Below are 11,947 nucleotides of genomic sequence, written 5' to 3' on the forward strand. Positions count from 1 at the left end.
AAGGAACAACCATGTTAAGGACACATTTGTGTGCCCAAGTGGGCGAAGCGTTGCTAGGGCAGCGCGTAGAGTTATGCGGGTGGTGTCATAATTACCGCGACCATGGGGGGGTAATTTTTATCGATCTGCGCGATAAAAGCGGGTTGGTGCAGTTGGTCTGCGACCCGCAATCTCCAGCTTACCAAGAGGCTAATCTCGTGCGCCATGAGTTCGTGTTGATCGCACATGGAATCGTGCGCTTGAGAGGGGAGGGCTTGGAAAACCCCAAACTTAAAACCGGAAAAATTGAGGTCGTGCTAGAGAGTTTGCGCATTGAAAATAAGAGTTTGACTCCCCCCATTACTATAGGCGACTCGAGTGTGAATGAGGATTTACGCCTGCAATACCGCTTTTTGGACCTGCGTTCCCCTAAGAGTTATGAAATCTTTAAGATGCGTAGCCGTGTGGCTAAAGCCGTGCGCGATTGTTTGGATAACCTAGACTTTTTAGAAATCGAAACCCCTATGCTGGCTAAAACCACCCCAGAGGGCGCGCGCGACTTTTTAATCCCTAGCCGTGTGCATGATGGTGCGTTTTTTGCCCTGCCCCAAAGCCCTCAACTCTTCAAGCAACTTTTAATGGTCGCGGGGATGGATCGCTACTATCAAATCGTAAAATGTTTTAGAGATGAGGATTTGCGCGCGGACCGCCAGCCTGAATTTACTCAAGTGGATGTAGAGATGAGTTTTTGCACCCAAGAGGATGTGCTAGAAGTCGCTCAAACTCTGCTACAAACCGTCTTTAAGAGTGTGGGCGTGGAAGTATCCACTCCTTTTAAGCGCATGGATTATATGGAGGCGATGGAAAAATACGGGAGCGACAAGCCCGATTTGCGTTTTGAGTTACCCCTTGTGGAAGTGGGCGATCTGTTTGTGGATAGCAGTAACGAGATTTTTAGGAGCATTGCTAGCGATTCTAAGAAAAATCGCTTTAAAGCTTTGTGCGTGCCCGGGGGGGATAGCTTTTGTAGCCGTAAGTATTTGAGCGAGGCGGAAAGCTTCGTGCGCAGCTTTGGCGCGCAAGGTTTGGCTTATTTGCAGATCAAGCCTGAGGGAGCTAAGGGTCCCTTGGTGAAATTCTTAAGCCCTGAGCGTTTAGAAGAGCTCTTGGCGCGCACACAGGCGCAGGTAGGGGATATTCTCTTTTTTGGCGCGGGGGCTAAAAAAGTCGTGTGGGATTACATGGGGCGTTTGCGCCTGAAATTGGGGCAGGATTTGGGATTGATAGATGAAAATGTCTTTAATCTCTTGTGGGTGGTGGATTTCCCCATGTTTGAAAGTGCGGAGGGGAAACTCAGCGCAGCACACCACCCTTTCACCATGCCCAAAGACCTAGAGAACACGGATTTAGAAGAAATGCGCTCGATCGCCTATGACATCGTGCTCAATGGGGTAGAGTTGGGCGGGGGAAGTGTGCGCATCCACAAAGAAGAGACTCAGGCTAAAGTTTTTGAACTACTAGGCATTAGCCCCCAAGAAGCCCAAGAAAAATTTGGCTTTTTCTTAGAGGCTTTGAAATACGGCGCACCTCCCCATGCGGGTTTTGCTCTAGGACTCGATCGCTTGGTGATGTTGCTTGCCAAAGTGCCCAGTATCCGCGATGTGATCGCCTTCCCCAAAACCCAAAAAGCCACTTGCCTGCTCAGCCAAGCCCCTAGCGAGGCTTCTGAGGAGCAATTAAGAGAATTGCATATCCGCTTAAGAAACCCAAAAAGGACACATTCATGAAAAACCTATTTTTGATCATCGGCGCGCCCGGGAGTGGCAAGACCACAGACGCACAGCTTATTGCCCAGCGCAATAGCGAGCAAATGGTGCATTATTCCACCGGCGATCTCTTGCGCGCAGAGATCGCGCAACAAACAGAGCGCGGAAAACGGATTGCAGAATTTACCAATAAGGGCGACCTCGTGCCTTTGGATATTGTGATTGATACCATTATCAGCGCGATTAAAAGCGCGCCTAGAGATGTGATTATCATTGATGGCTATCCGCGCAGTGTGGAACAGATGCAAGCCCTGGATCGCATGCTTAAAGCCCAAGAAGAAGTGCGCTTAAAGGGCGTTGTAGAGGTCAAGGTGAGCGAGCCGGTGGCTAGGGAGAGGGTTTTAGGACGCTCAAGAGGGGATGATGACAATTTAGAAGTCTTTAACAAGCGCATGCAGGTTTATAGCGAGCCTTTGGAGAGTATTTTAGAGTTTTATAAAGCCCTTGAGGTGCATCAAGAAATCAATGGCGAACGGGGCATTGAAGAGATTGTGAGCGACATTGAAAACTACATTAAAACCAATTTATAAGGACAACTATGCAAATCCAACACATTAAAACCGGTAAAAATCCCGATGCGATCAACGCGATCATTGAAATCCCCTATGGCTCTAAAGTGAAATACGAGGTAGATAAGGACAGCGGTGCGGTGGTGGTCGATCGCGTGCTCTACCCCTCCATGGTTTATCCTGCTAATTACGGCTTTGTGCCCCATACTTTGGGAGGGGATGGCGACCCAGCTGATATTTTGGTGCTCAATGACGATCCTCTGCAAGCAGGCAGTGTGATCAAATGCCGTTTAATTGGGGTGTTGTTTATGGAAGATGAGGGCGGGGTAGATGAAAAGCTTTTAGCAGTGCCGGTGGAAAAAATCGATCCACGCTATGCTAAAATCCAAAGCCTAGAGGATCTCCCTCCCATCACCCTAGAGAAAATCAAGCACTTTTTTGAAACCTACAAAGACTTAGAAAAAGACAAATGGGTTAAGGTGAAAGGCTTTGGCAACAAAGCCCAAGCCCAAGAGGTGCTAGAAAAGGCGATATTAAATAATCAATGAACTAGGAGAGCAAACTCTCCTTGTAAGATAAAACGCTTTATTTTCTGATTGTTTCGCCCTAAAATCTGCAAGCTTAGACTTTAAGCTTTTTTTTGCCTAAATTTCTCAGTGATCTTTGAGCAAGCATGGGTTAGAATTAGGGTTTTAGAGGATGGTGTCTATGAGGTTAAAATCTAATCATGTCGGTTACATTGTACACAAAATTGCCCAAGATTTGGCACGATCCCCTTTGCTAGAATTGCGAGGCACTCTTGAGGAGATCACAAGCATCATTGCGGACACGCTCCAAAAAAATGTCGCACAAGAAGCGCATATTGATGCGCGCGCGCGTGAGATTTTAGAAGAACATTTAGATGAAATCGAGTTTATGCGCATGGATGAGAGACTACTCTTTTGGAAAATTAAAAAACAATTAGCCTCAGAGGAAGAGTTTGTGCTAGGTTGGGAGGATCGCTGTAATGCGCTCTCCCATGCGATCTTGGAGAATATCTTGGATGCGGATTTACTGATGTTTTCGGTTTCAGAAAACATGATTCGCAACATTATTTTTAAGTCTATGGATACTTACGCCAAGCTGTATGAGAGTGTGGAGTTAGAAGTGGCTGAAAAAATCAAGCATTACAAGCGCAAACTTCCTGTAGGTAGCGATGCTTACGACTTGGTATTTGAGCGCATGTATGAGGAAGAATTGCGCCGTAGGGGCTTTTTATAATGGCCTCTTTGCTTTTTGAAAATGGACTTTTTCTTGAGGGGGAGAGTTTTGGAGCTTTAGGCGTGGCTGTGGGGGAGGCAGTTTTTAACACGGCCATGTGTGGTTACCAAGAAATTGCTAGCGATCCTAGTTATTATGGCCAGTTTGTAGTGTTTAGCGCGCCTGAGATTGGAGTTGTAGGAGTCAATCATCAAGACCTAGAATCCTCTAGTTGTTGTTCCGGGATTTTGGTGCGCCATGCCCCTAGAGTCTATTCTAATTTTAGGGCACAGGGAAGTTTGAGCGCGTGGCTACAAAAAAGACAGATTTTGGGCATTTGTGGTTTGGACACGCGCGCCATTGTGGGGATGTTGCGTGATGAGGGGGCGATGCAGCTAGCCATTTCTACAACTCCTATAGAAAAAAGTGCGCTAGAGGAAATTTTAAAAAACACGCCCCGTTTGCGTGATTTGAATGTAATTCCTATGGTTTCCCACAAAGCCACACCCCCAACGCACGGGCATTATGATTTTCACACTTTGGATTATAAACCCCTCACACGCGTCAAGAAACATATTGGGGTTATGGATTTTGGGATCAAGCAGAGCATTTTAAATAATTTGGGGGCAGTGGGTTTGGGCGTGCGTCTCTATGGGCATGAGAGCAAGGCAGAACGCATTTTGGAGGATTATAAACAAGGCTTGATTGGGGGCGTGTTGCTCTCTAATGGGCCGGGAGATCCACTTAAACTTAAAGAGGCGACAAGAGAAATCGCGCTCTTGATTGAGGCGGGCATCCCTCTTTGTGGGATTTGCTTGGGACACCAGCTTTTAAGTTTGGCGCATGGTCATCCCACCTACAAGCTCAAATTTGGCCACCACGGAAGCAACCACCCCGTGCTAAATTGCCACACCGGGCGCATAGAAATCAGCGCACAAAATCATAATTATTGTGTCCCAGAGAGTTTGGCCAGTATCGCTACCATCACACATAAAAATCTCTTTGATGGCACGATTGAGGGGGTAGCTTACAAAAATTCTCCTATCCTCTCCGTGCAACACCACCCAGAGGCCAGTCCGGGACCTAGCGATGGACTATATATCTTTAAAGAGTTTGCCCGCCTTGTGGGTAACCACACTTCCAAGAATTGACCTAGGTTTTTTGTCTGTATTCCTCTATCCAAGTGGCAATTTGGGTAGCGCTCCCATTAACTAAATAGCCGCGCAATCTTTTAGCCTCCTGCACAAAATGCGCCCTATCCATCTTCGTATACACCTCTAAAAGATTAGCAGGGTTGACATCTTCTTGAATAAATTCTTGATGGAGCATAGTTTTTCCTCTCCCCGGGGGTTCTTGGTGCAGGGCGTTATAAAAGATATTGGCAAGTCCGATACAAGTGAGTTTTACCAAGTGTTTAGCGATGAAAAAATCTAGGGCTTTAGCTTTGTAGGCTAACACAAAGGGCGTACCAATGAGCGCAGCTTCTAAAGTCGCCGTGCCACTACAAATAAAAGCAAAGCTAGCCTGATACAAACTTTCATGCGCGTTGTAAGAAATCTCAAAGAGATCCAAGTTCGCGCCATAGAGAGCCTTTAAGTCGCTCTCTTGCAAATGCGCCGGCACGACCAAGATACGCTTCTGTGAAATTGTCTTAGCCACCTCTACAAAGATAGGGAAGAGAGCGCGTATTTCTTGTTTTCTGCTCCCGGGCATAAACACGACTCCCTCTCCTTGTGGAGTGTCCTTGTAGTAAGCGATCTCATCTAAGAGCGGATGCCCTACATAACTAGCTTTTTCGCGGTAATGTTGCAATTCAAAGGGTAAAATCGCGCCCAATTTATCACAATAACGCTCCAAAGTCTTTGCGCGCCAACTTTTCCACGCCCACACTTGGGGCAAGATGTAATAAATAATGGGCTTTTGGGGGTATTTTTTTTTAATGCGTTTAGCTAGAGGGATGTTAAAAGAAGAGGAGTCCATCAATAAGATCACATCGGCTTCTTGGGCTAAAAGGCACATTTTTTGCAACATTTTATAGAAAAATAAGAGTTTGCCCAAAACCTCTTTAAAACCCATCACGGCAAAATTTTTAGGGCTAAAAAGTGGGCGATCGGTAGGTTCTATAGGCTCATAAATGCCCAACCATTCGACATCTTTAAGACGCGCGCGCAAAACCTTTAAATGCACATTCGCGCTCACTTCCAGCGCGCTCACTAAAATTTTCATTGATCCCCCTTAGAGGACTCCTCTTCTAAATAGCCATTTGCTCTCAAAAACTCTTTGGTTTTGATGTCTCTGAGCTCAATTTTGAGCGTGCTATTTTCTAAATCTAACTCAAAAATGCGATCTTTGAGGGCTTTATTTTCACGCAGAAGAACGCGGTATTTGCGATAAAGCTGATCGCCAAAAAAACGCTTGGCTGGGCGCGCCTTGGCCACACTGCGATCTTTAAGATAAATCTCTACAAAGCTCACCGGCTGGGGTAATAGCTCCTCATCTTGCTCTAAGCGTTCTTCTCTATTTTTCTGTTTGAGCACTAAATCCCGTTGCACCTTGTGCGTAAAAAGTTCTTGCTGGAGGGTTTTGATCTCTTCTTTTTTATTTTGGTGGCGGTTTTCTAAATCTTTGAGATGGTTTTTGGCTTCCATTAATTCTGAACGCAGAGCTTTAAGCGCGCTACGCGCTTGAGCGATCTCATTTTCATAAGCTTGTAATTCTTCTTGAAACTTTTGGCGTTCCTCCTCAAAAAGACGCACGATCTCCCATTTTTCCTTAATATCGGGGGCTTTTTGGATAAATTCCTGAAAAATAGAATCGTTCATAGCATTTCTAAGGTAAGGAGCTTCATCTCTGTCCCCTTGCTCATGCGCACCGCTCCTTTGCACCGCTCACACGCGCCATAGTCCAATCTCTCAGGCACAAAAACATGCCCACATGCCAGACAAGTTAATTCCACCTTTTCTTCTACAATGTCCAAGATCGCATCCTTGCAAATCTCTAATTCCTCCTTGAAAGTTTCAAACGCGCTCATAAACAGATGTTTATCCATCGCGCATCGTTCCCCAATGCTCACGACCACGCGCTCAATCTTGGTGGCGTTGTGCTTGCGCGCATGCGCCTCACACAAATCCATTAAAGAGGAAACTACGGAGTATTCATGCACACTAAGCCCTATTGTTTAAGATTGAGCAAGGTGTTTAAAATTTGATCGGAAGTGGTTACCGCTTTGGAGTTGGCTTGAAAGCCTCTTTGCACCACGATCAAATTAGTCAAGCTCCGACTCAAATCCACATTGCTAGACTCTAGCTTCGAGCCAGAAACTGCGCCCCTGCGCCCTGTGTTGGCCGCCCCAATCAAAGCCTTGCCCGAGTTACCCGTTTCTGAAAACACACTTCCTCCAATAGCCTGTAAGCCCGCATCATTGGCAAAACTAGCCATGGCTACCTGAGCAAGGGCTAGAGTCTTTCCATTGCTAAAAGAGCCCAAGAGCGCGCCCTCCCCATTGAAGCGCACATCCATTAAATCCCCTGCTTGGTAGCCATTTTGCTCAATGGCATAGGTTTCTGAAATCTTATCTACACTGGTGATTCCATCAAAGCCTCCAGCTGTGCCCATACTAAGAGTGATGCGTTGGGGGGCTTTAGAGCCATTTTTAGGATCGAATTGCAAGACGGGAGGATTCATGCCAGCCAAAGAGCCATCTTTATTAAAGTGCAAACGCCCCTCTTCAAAGACATTAGGGCGTGCGGGCGATCCCCCCACAATTTCGCCCGGTTCAGGCACGATCACTCTAAAACGCCATTCAGCTCCCCCGCTTTTGAAAAACTCTAAGCGCAGGGTGTGTTTAGTTCCCAAGCTATCCACCAAATCGATACTGCTTGCATGCATAGCGTGGCTAAGTTTTGAGGTAGCCGTAGACACCCCACCCTCAATTAAAGAGGCGGTATTGAGCGCGCCCATTGTTTTCCCAAACAAGACATTGCTAGTTACTTTGTCTGAGGCGTAGTTGGTAACAAAGATACTTAAATCTTCTCTAGTGGGGTTACCATCATCTTTATTGGTGATTTCAAACATCCCATCTTTATTCACCACCACAGAAACAGAAGCCGCTGAATCTTTATAATTGCCCTTGAGCTTGGGATTTTTAACGATATTGGCATCTCTTTGCATGAGCGCGCGCAAATCCTCAGTAGTTTTAAACTGCCCTGTAGTTGGGTCGGCTTTTACACCTTCAGTGTAGCGGTATCTAAAGGCGGTGATGTCTTGATCCCCCTTAGCAAATTGGGCAAAAGCCCCCGTGCCCGCGCCCGTGATGATGATGTTTTTGACATGTTCATCACCCTCTCTATTGTTATTGTTTTCTAGGCGTAATTGTCCATTGTCAATATAGGCCTCTACCCCCGTTTTATCTTTAACGGCGTTGATGGCTTCTTGGGCGGCTGTTAAGCTAGAAATACGGCTTACAGCAGAGTCGTTAGTAAAGGAGATTTTAGTTCCGTTAAGCTCAAGAGTGCTGTTAGAGTTGGAAACATTGATGGCTTTAGTCATGGCGGAGTTTTTATAGCTCACCCAAATCCCCTGATCTTCATTGAGTAAAAACGCATCGCCATCTTCATTAAAAAGAGAGCCCACATCTTCGGCAAGTTGGGTCAAGTTGGTTGAGGAATCGTATTGGGGTTTGACACCATCTGAGGGAGTTTTGCTCGAAGAATCGAGGGCAAAAATTGCCCCAGTTTGTTCAGCATGTCTGCCCGCATTCAAATTAGCGCGCATAGAGATTTTGCTACTAGAGCGCGCTGGCATAACCATGCCCGGATCGATGCGGATATTTTGCAAAGGTTTAGTGTTGTCAATTTTGAGCATGTCTGTTTCACTTCCCTTAGAGCCCATGTCTTTAGGATCGCGCACCCAACCCTGCACCACATAACCCCCTGTGGTAACTAAATTGCCCTCTGCATCGAATAAAAATTCCCCACTACGGGTAAAATTGCGCGTAACACCGCGATCAGGGCTGATCACAAAAAAACCATCGCCCTCAATAGCTAAGTCTGTTTTGACATCTGTATTTTGTAAATTGCCCTGAGAGAAAATTTTAGTTGTGGCATCCACGCCCACACCTAAACCTACAGAGAAATCGTTTTGTCCAGCTAGGCCGTTTTTATAAGGGGCAGTAGCGATCAATTTGACTTGAGAGAGCATATCCACGAAAGAAGCGCGGGAATATTTAAAGCCGGTGGTGTTGACATTAGCGATATTATTACTTTCAATGTCTAAAGCGATTTGGTGGGCTTGCATTCCATTAACGCCAGACCATAGCGATCGAAGCATGGGGATCCTTTAGTGAAAAATTACCTTACTAAAGCAAAGATTATTCCTATTTCAGGTTTCTTGATGGTTAAGAAAATTCATGAGGGCAAGGATGGATCGCCTACGCGCACACATTTGAGTTCTTGATCGATAGGATCATACTCTCCTATTAGGCAGAGTGGAACACCTATTTGAAAAAGGCTATGGTGTTCAGAGGGGCAAAACCACCACTTGCACACCAAACAAGCAGCACCATCTTCTAAGACAAGTTCTACATGTTGTTGGGTTTTGCCTAGAAAACGCCATGATTTTAAAGGCGCGCACACTTCAAATAAAGGTGTGGGGTTGCCCACTCCGTAGGGTTCGCCTCGTTTGTAAAGAGCGATAAACTCTGGGTTAAAAAAAATCTCTAAACTAGGAACTTTAAAGAGCATCAAAGCGTGCCTAAAAACTCTAGGGCTTGTTGAAAATCATTTTGGCGAGCAAAGACCACTCCGCAAGCCTGTTTGTGCCCCCCGCCCTGCACATCAATCCCTTTTTCTTTGAGCTGGCTAAGAATTTCCATTAAATCCGCCTCTTTGGAGCGCAAAGACGCTTCGATACTCTCTTGTTCATAACGCCAACATAAGGACACATGCCCTCCGCCCTCTAAGAATTGATTAGCAAGCATGCCAAGTAAGCCTCTTGGGATTCGCCCGCCCGCGTGCACAAGCCCTCCGCTTTGTGTGGGCTTTAAGGTCTTTTTGATTGTGCGAATATATTCTTTGCGCTGTTGGTTGGTTTGCACTAAAAGCAGAGCATAATCCGGGTTAGCCTCTTTGCTGGCTAGCAAATCCACGACCAAATTACAATGACAAAACCCCTCAATGCCATCAAGCCTGCCTACGGCATTAATCAGGGGAATAATGTCCCAAGCGAGCGCGCTGAGTTTATAGGGGGTGGGGTATTTATGGGCTTGGTAAAGGGCTTTAATGGAATTTGGCATTTGGGTTTTTAGGGTGTGATCCATGCGTTGGACAAGTTGGCGGTTATAGGGCGCGCTTAAATCCATCATGTCGCCAATAGTGCTAAGACCAGCTAAAACCTGCATGTATTGCAGTTGATCCAAGCGCATTTTTACTTTGTAGTGTTTGGCATAGGCGAGCATGAGCAAATAGCCCACACATGCCCCGCTAATACCCTTAAAGGGGTGATCATCGCTTAAGAGCGGGTGCACAAAGGCATCGCAAGCAGGGATACGCCCCTCTAAAAATTCGTGGTGATCGCTCAGGATTAAGGGCGTGTTGTGAGCGTGTAAAAAATCACATACGCTATCAGGGATGGTTGCGCCATTGTCAATGGTGATAAAAAGGCTGTGATTAAAATCTAGGGCTTGCCCTCCTGTGGGTTGTCCGCGAATATAGCGCGTGCGTACAAGACGGCGTTTGTAAGCGTATTGCTCAAAAAGCTCCACACTCATGCCATAGCAATCGGTATTACGGCGCGGGATAATATAATTAACATACGGGTGGTCTAGCACCTCTTTAAAGAAGTAAAGCACCAAAGCGCTCCCACTCATCCCATCACAATCATAATCCCCCCCAAGAATGATCTGTCTTTTTTCCTGCAAGGCTTGGTGCAATAATTCTAACGCACGCGCGCCATCTCCCATAGTGAGCAGGCTATCTAGGCTAAATTGATGTGTGCCATCCTCCCTGCTGATAGCCTCAATATGGGCGCGAAACGCTTCTAACATCAACGCCCCGCCTCATTGCCCCAAAGCTGGATGTGTAACCTCTGCCCTAAAGAGTAACCATGCTCCAAGCACACACCCGCCAAGCTATTTAAGCCCTCTTGCAGAGTTTGCATGTCGGTGGCTAGGGGCATAAGATAGATCAAAAGGGGTTTTTTAAAGCGCAGTTGCTTTAATAGAACTTGCACCTCATCTACATCTGTAGGGCAGTGCAGCACAAATTTAAACACCACCTCAAGGGCGTGATCTAAAATATGTTGTAGGGGTTTTAGGGGGGTTTTCTCTTGAGCAAAGGAGAGTTTAGGGCTTAGGGTGAAATGCAAAGAATCTAAAGGCGGGTTAAAGTCAAAAAACACGCTCCCATTGCTCTCTACCCAAATTCCATGCCCTCTTTTTAATAAAATCTCTAAGGCTTCTAACAAAATGGGATTTTTAAAATGCAAAGAGGGTTCACCCCCGGTAAGCACGATCAAGGGGGGACGATTCGAATTAAAAGGGGGAAGTTTGTCTAATAATTCTTGTGTGCTGTTGAGATATTGCCACTTAGCATTAGGATAGATCGCATACGCGCTATCACAGCCTAGCACTTTTTTGCCCTCAATATCGCTTTGCACCCCAAAACCGGTGCATTTAAAATTACAGCCCCCCAGCCGGATAAAAATAGCCGGTTGCCCCACACATGAGCCCTCCCCTTGCAAACTATAAAAGCTCTCTACAAAGGGCAAGGTCATATTTGGGCTAAGGGTGGAGAGCTAGAAAAGGGTTTTTTGGGCGGACAGATGGCGCACTCTAGGGTGTTGTGGTAGGTTTTAAGTTGCTCTAAAAGACGAGGGTTAGGCATTTCCTCTATAATCCCGTGTGAAAATTGCACGCTCTCTAAAGAGATAGAATCCATCAGATTAGGATTTTTTAGATCCTCACTAAAGCTTTGAGCATAGCCATAAGAAGTTTCATGCACGCGCACAGAGCACACAGACACAACCTCACCATTGTGCAACTCTGTGGCTCGCAAAATCGCATCTAAGAATAGATGAAACATCAGGGCGTAATGCTCTGCGCTGGGATTAAAACTAAGTTTAACATAGCGCGCACAAGTTGAGGTGATGAAGTCTTGGAGGTCTTGAGTTTCCTTGTTCCAAAAGTGGTGGGCGTGATCAAAGCAATCAATAAAACTCGCTATCTCGTTTTTAAAAATCCCAAAATCAAGAGCCATGCCCGCTTTATCAAGCTGATGCGCTTCTAAAAAAACCTCAACTTGGTAATTGTGTCCGTGTATGCTAGTCGCGCATCGTTTAGAACTGCAGTTTCTGACAATATGGCTAGCGCAGAAATGAAATAGACGGCGGATTTGCATG

General features: G+C 46.1%; 13 protein-coding genes. 5 read left to right on the forward strand and 8 right to left on the reverse strand.

What is annotated here, in order from left to right; all coding sequences use genetic code 11:
• The first annotated feature begins 11 nt into the window (after positions 1-11).
• The 5 genes from aspS (at position 12) to carA (ending at position 4,704) form a co-directional block, all read left to right on the forward strand.
• Positions 12-1,766 carry an aspartate--tRNA ligase gene (gene aspS / locus HFELIS_RS02430; protein ID WP_013468953.1) on the forward strand — a complete coding sequence of 585 codons (1,755 nt, stop codon included), beginning with the start codon at positions 12-14 and terminating at the stop codon, positions 1,764-1,766.
• Positions 1,763-2,335: an adenylate kinase gene (locus tag HFELIS_RS02435; RefSeq protein WP_013468954.1), complete on the forward strand. Its 573-nt coding sequence runs from the start codon at positions 1,763-1,765 to the stop codon at positions 2,333-2,335. The genes aspS and HFELIS_RS02435 overlap by 4 nt, the downstream gene beginning before the upstream one ends.
• 8 nt (positions 2,336-2,343) lie before the next feature.
• Complete coding sequence (ppa, locus tag HFELIS_RS02440; protein WP_013468955.1) at positions 2,344-2,862, forward strand: inorganic diphosphatase; 519 nt, start codon at positions 2,344-2,346, stop codon at positions 2,860-2,862.
• A gap of 160 nt (positions 2,863-3,022) precedes the next feature.
• Positions 3,023-3,574 (forward strand): DUF507 family protein, encoded by a 552-nt coding sequence (locus HFELIS_RS02445; protein WP_013468956.1) that lies wholly within the window; start codon positions 3,023-3,025, stop codon positions 3,572-3,574.
• Positions 3,574-4,704 (forward strand): glutamine-hydrolyzing carbamoyl-phosphate synthase small subunit, encoded by a 1,131-nt coding sequence (gene carA, locus HFELIS_RS02450; protein ID WP_013468957.1) that lies wholly within the window; start codon positions 3,574-3,576, stop codon positions 4,702-4,704. Before HFELIS_RS02445 ends, carA begins: the two co-directional genes overlap by 1 nt.
• A gap of 1 nt (position 4,705) precedes the next feature.
• Here the strand turns inward: carA and lpxB are convergent, their stop codons facing one another.
• From lpxB to HFELIS_RS02490, 8 genes are all read right to left on the reverse strand, one after another.
• Positions 4,706-5,779: a lipid-A-disaccharide synthase gene (gene lpxB, locus HFELIS_RS02455; RefSeq protein WP_013468958.1), complete on the reverse strand. Its 1,074-nt coding sequence runs from the start codon at positions 5,777-5,779 to the stop codon at positions 4,706-4,708.
• Positions 5,776-6,375 (reverse strand): nickel-binding protein Mua, encoded by a 600-nt coding sequence (gene mua, locus HFELIS_RS02460; RefSeq protein WP_013468959.1) that lies wholly within the window; start codon positions 6,373-6,375, stop codon positions 5,776-5,778. Before mua ends, lpxB begins: the two co-directional genes overlap by 4 nt.
• The gene (gene hypA, locus HFELIS_RS02465; RefSeq protein WP_013468960.1) at positions 6,372-6,716 is read right to left on the reverse strand and encodes a hydrogenase/urease nickel incorporation protein HypA; all 345 of its coding nucleotides are present in this window, start codon (positions 6,714-6,716) and stop codon (positions 6,372-6,374) included. The genes mua and hypA overlap by 4 nt, the downstream gene beginning before the upstream one ends.
• A gap of 8 nt (positions 6,717-6,724) precedes the next feature.
• Entirely contained in the window at positions 6,725-8,881 is a 2,157-nt protein-coding gene (gene flgE / locus HFELIS_RS02470; protein WP_013468961.1) for a flagellar hook protein FlgE, read from the reverse strand.
• Between the two features lie 77 nt (positions 8,882-8,958).
• Complete coding sequence (locus tag HFELIS_RS02475) at positions 8,959-9,294, reverse strand: hypothetical protein (RefSeq protein ID WP_013468962.1); 336 nt, start codon at positions 9,292-9,294, stop codon at positions 8,959-8,961.
• Entirely contained in the window at positions 9,294-10,595 is a 1,302-nt protein-coding gene (locus tag HFELIS_RS02480; RefSeq protein WP_013468963.1) for a DHH family phosphoesterase, read from the reverse strand. The genes HFELIS_RS02475 and HFELIS_RS02480 overlap by 1 nt, the downstream gene beginning before the upstream one ends.
• On the reverse strand, positions 10,595-11,323 hold the full coding sequence (locus tag HFELIS_RS02485; protein ID WP_013468964.1) for a 7-carboxy-7-deazaguanine synthase QueE: 729 nt from the start codon (positions 11,321-11,323) through the stop codon (positions 10,595-10,597). The genes HFELIS_RS02480 and HFELIS_RS02485 overlap by 1 nt, the downstream gene beginning before the upstream one ends.
• Positions 11,320-11,946 carry a 6-pyruvoyl trahydropterin synthase family protein gene (locus HFELIS_RS02490; protein WP_013468965.1) on the reverse strand — a complete coding sequence of 209 codons (627 nt, stop codon included), beginning with the start codon at positions 11,944-11,946 and terminating at the stop codon, positions 11,320-11,322. The genes HFELIS_RS02485 and HFELIS_RS02490 overlap by 4 nt, the downstream gene beginning before the upstream one ends.
• Between the last annotated feature and the right edge of the window lies 1 nt (position 11,947).

Origin of the sequence: Helicobacter felis ATCC 49179, assembly GCF_000200595.1 — a bacterium.
In the GTDB taxonomy this organism is placed as follows: Bacteria; Campylobacterota; Campylobacteria; order Campylobacterales; family Helicobacteraceae; genus Helicobacter; species Helicobacter felis.

Bases quoted from the DNA above. Each gene is read 5' to 3' on its own strand.
- aspS (WP_013468953.1), top strand. From the start codon at position 12: ATGTTAAGGACACATTTGTGTGCCCAAGTGGGCGAAGCGTTGCTAGGG.
- HFELIS_RS02435 (WP_013468954.1), top strand. From the start codon at position 1,763: ATGAAAAACCTATTTTTGATCATCGGCGCGCCCGGGAGTGGCAAGACC.
- ppa (WP_013468955.1), top strand. From the start codon at position 2,344: ATGCAAATCCAACACATTAAAACCGGTAAAAATCCCGATGCGATCAAC.
- HFELIS_RS02445 (WP_013468956.1), top strand. From the start codon at position 3,023: ATGAGGTTAAAATCTAATCATGTCGGTTACATTGTACACAAAATTGCC.
- carA (WP_013468957.1), top strand. From the start codon at position 3,574: ATGGCCTCTTTGCTTTTTGAAAATGGACTTTTTCTTGAGGGGGAGAGT.
- lpxB (WP_013468958.1), bottom strand. From the start codon at position 5,779: ATGAAAATTTTAGTGAGCGCGCTGGAAGTGAGCGCGAATGTGCATTTA.
- mua (WP_013468959.1), bottom strand. From the start codon at position 6,375: ATGAACGATTCTATTTTTCAGGAATTTATCCAAAAAGCCCCCGATATT.
- flgE (WP_013468961.1), bottom strand. From the start codon at position 8,881: ATGCTTCGATCGCTATGGTCTGGCGTTAATGGAATGCAAGCCCACCAA.
- HFELIS_RS02475 (WP_013468962.1), bottom strand. From the start codon at position 9,294: ATGCTCTTTAAAGTTCCTAGTTTAGAGATTTTTTTTAACCCAGAGTTT.
- HFELIS_RS02480 (WP_013468963.1), bottom strand. From the start codon at position 10,595: ATGTTAGAAGCGTTTCGCGCCCATATTGAGGCTATCAGCAGGGAGGAT.
- HFELIS_RS02485 (WP_013468964.1), bottom strand. From the start codon at position 11,323: ATGACCTTGCCCTTTGTAGAGAGCTTTTATAGTTTGCAAGGGGAGGGC.
- HFELIS_RS02490 (WP_013468965.1), bottom strand. From the start codon at position 11,946: ATGCAAATCCGCCGTCTATTTCATTTCTGCGCTAGCCATATTGTCAGA.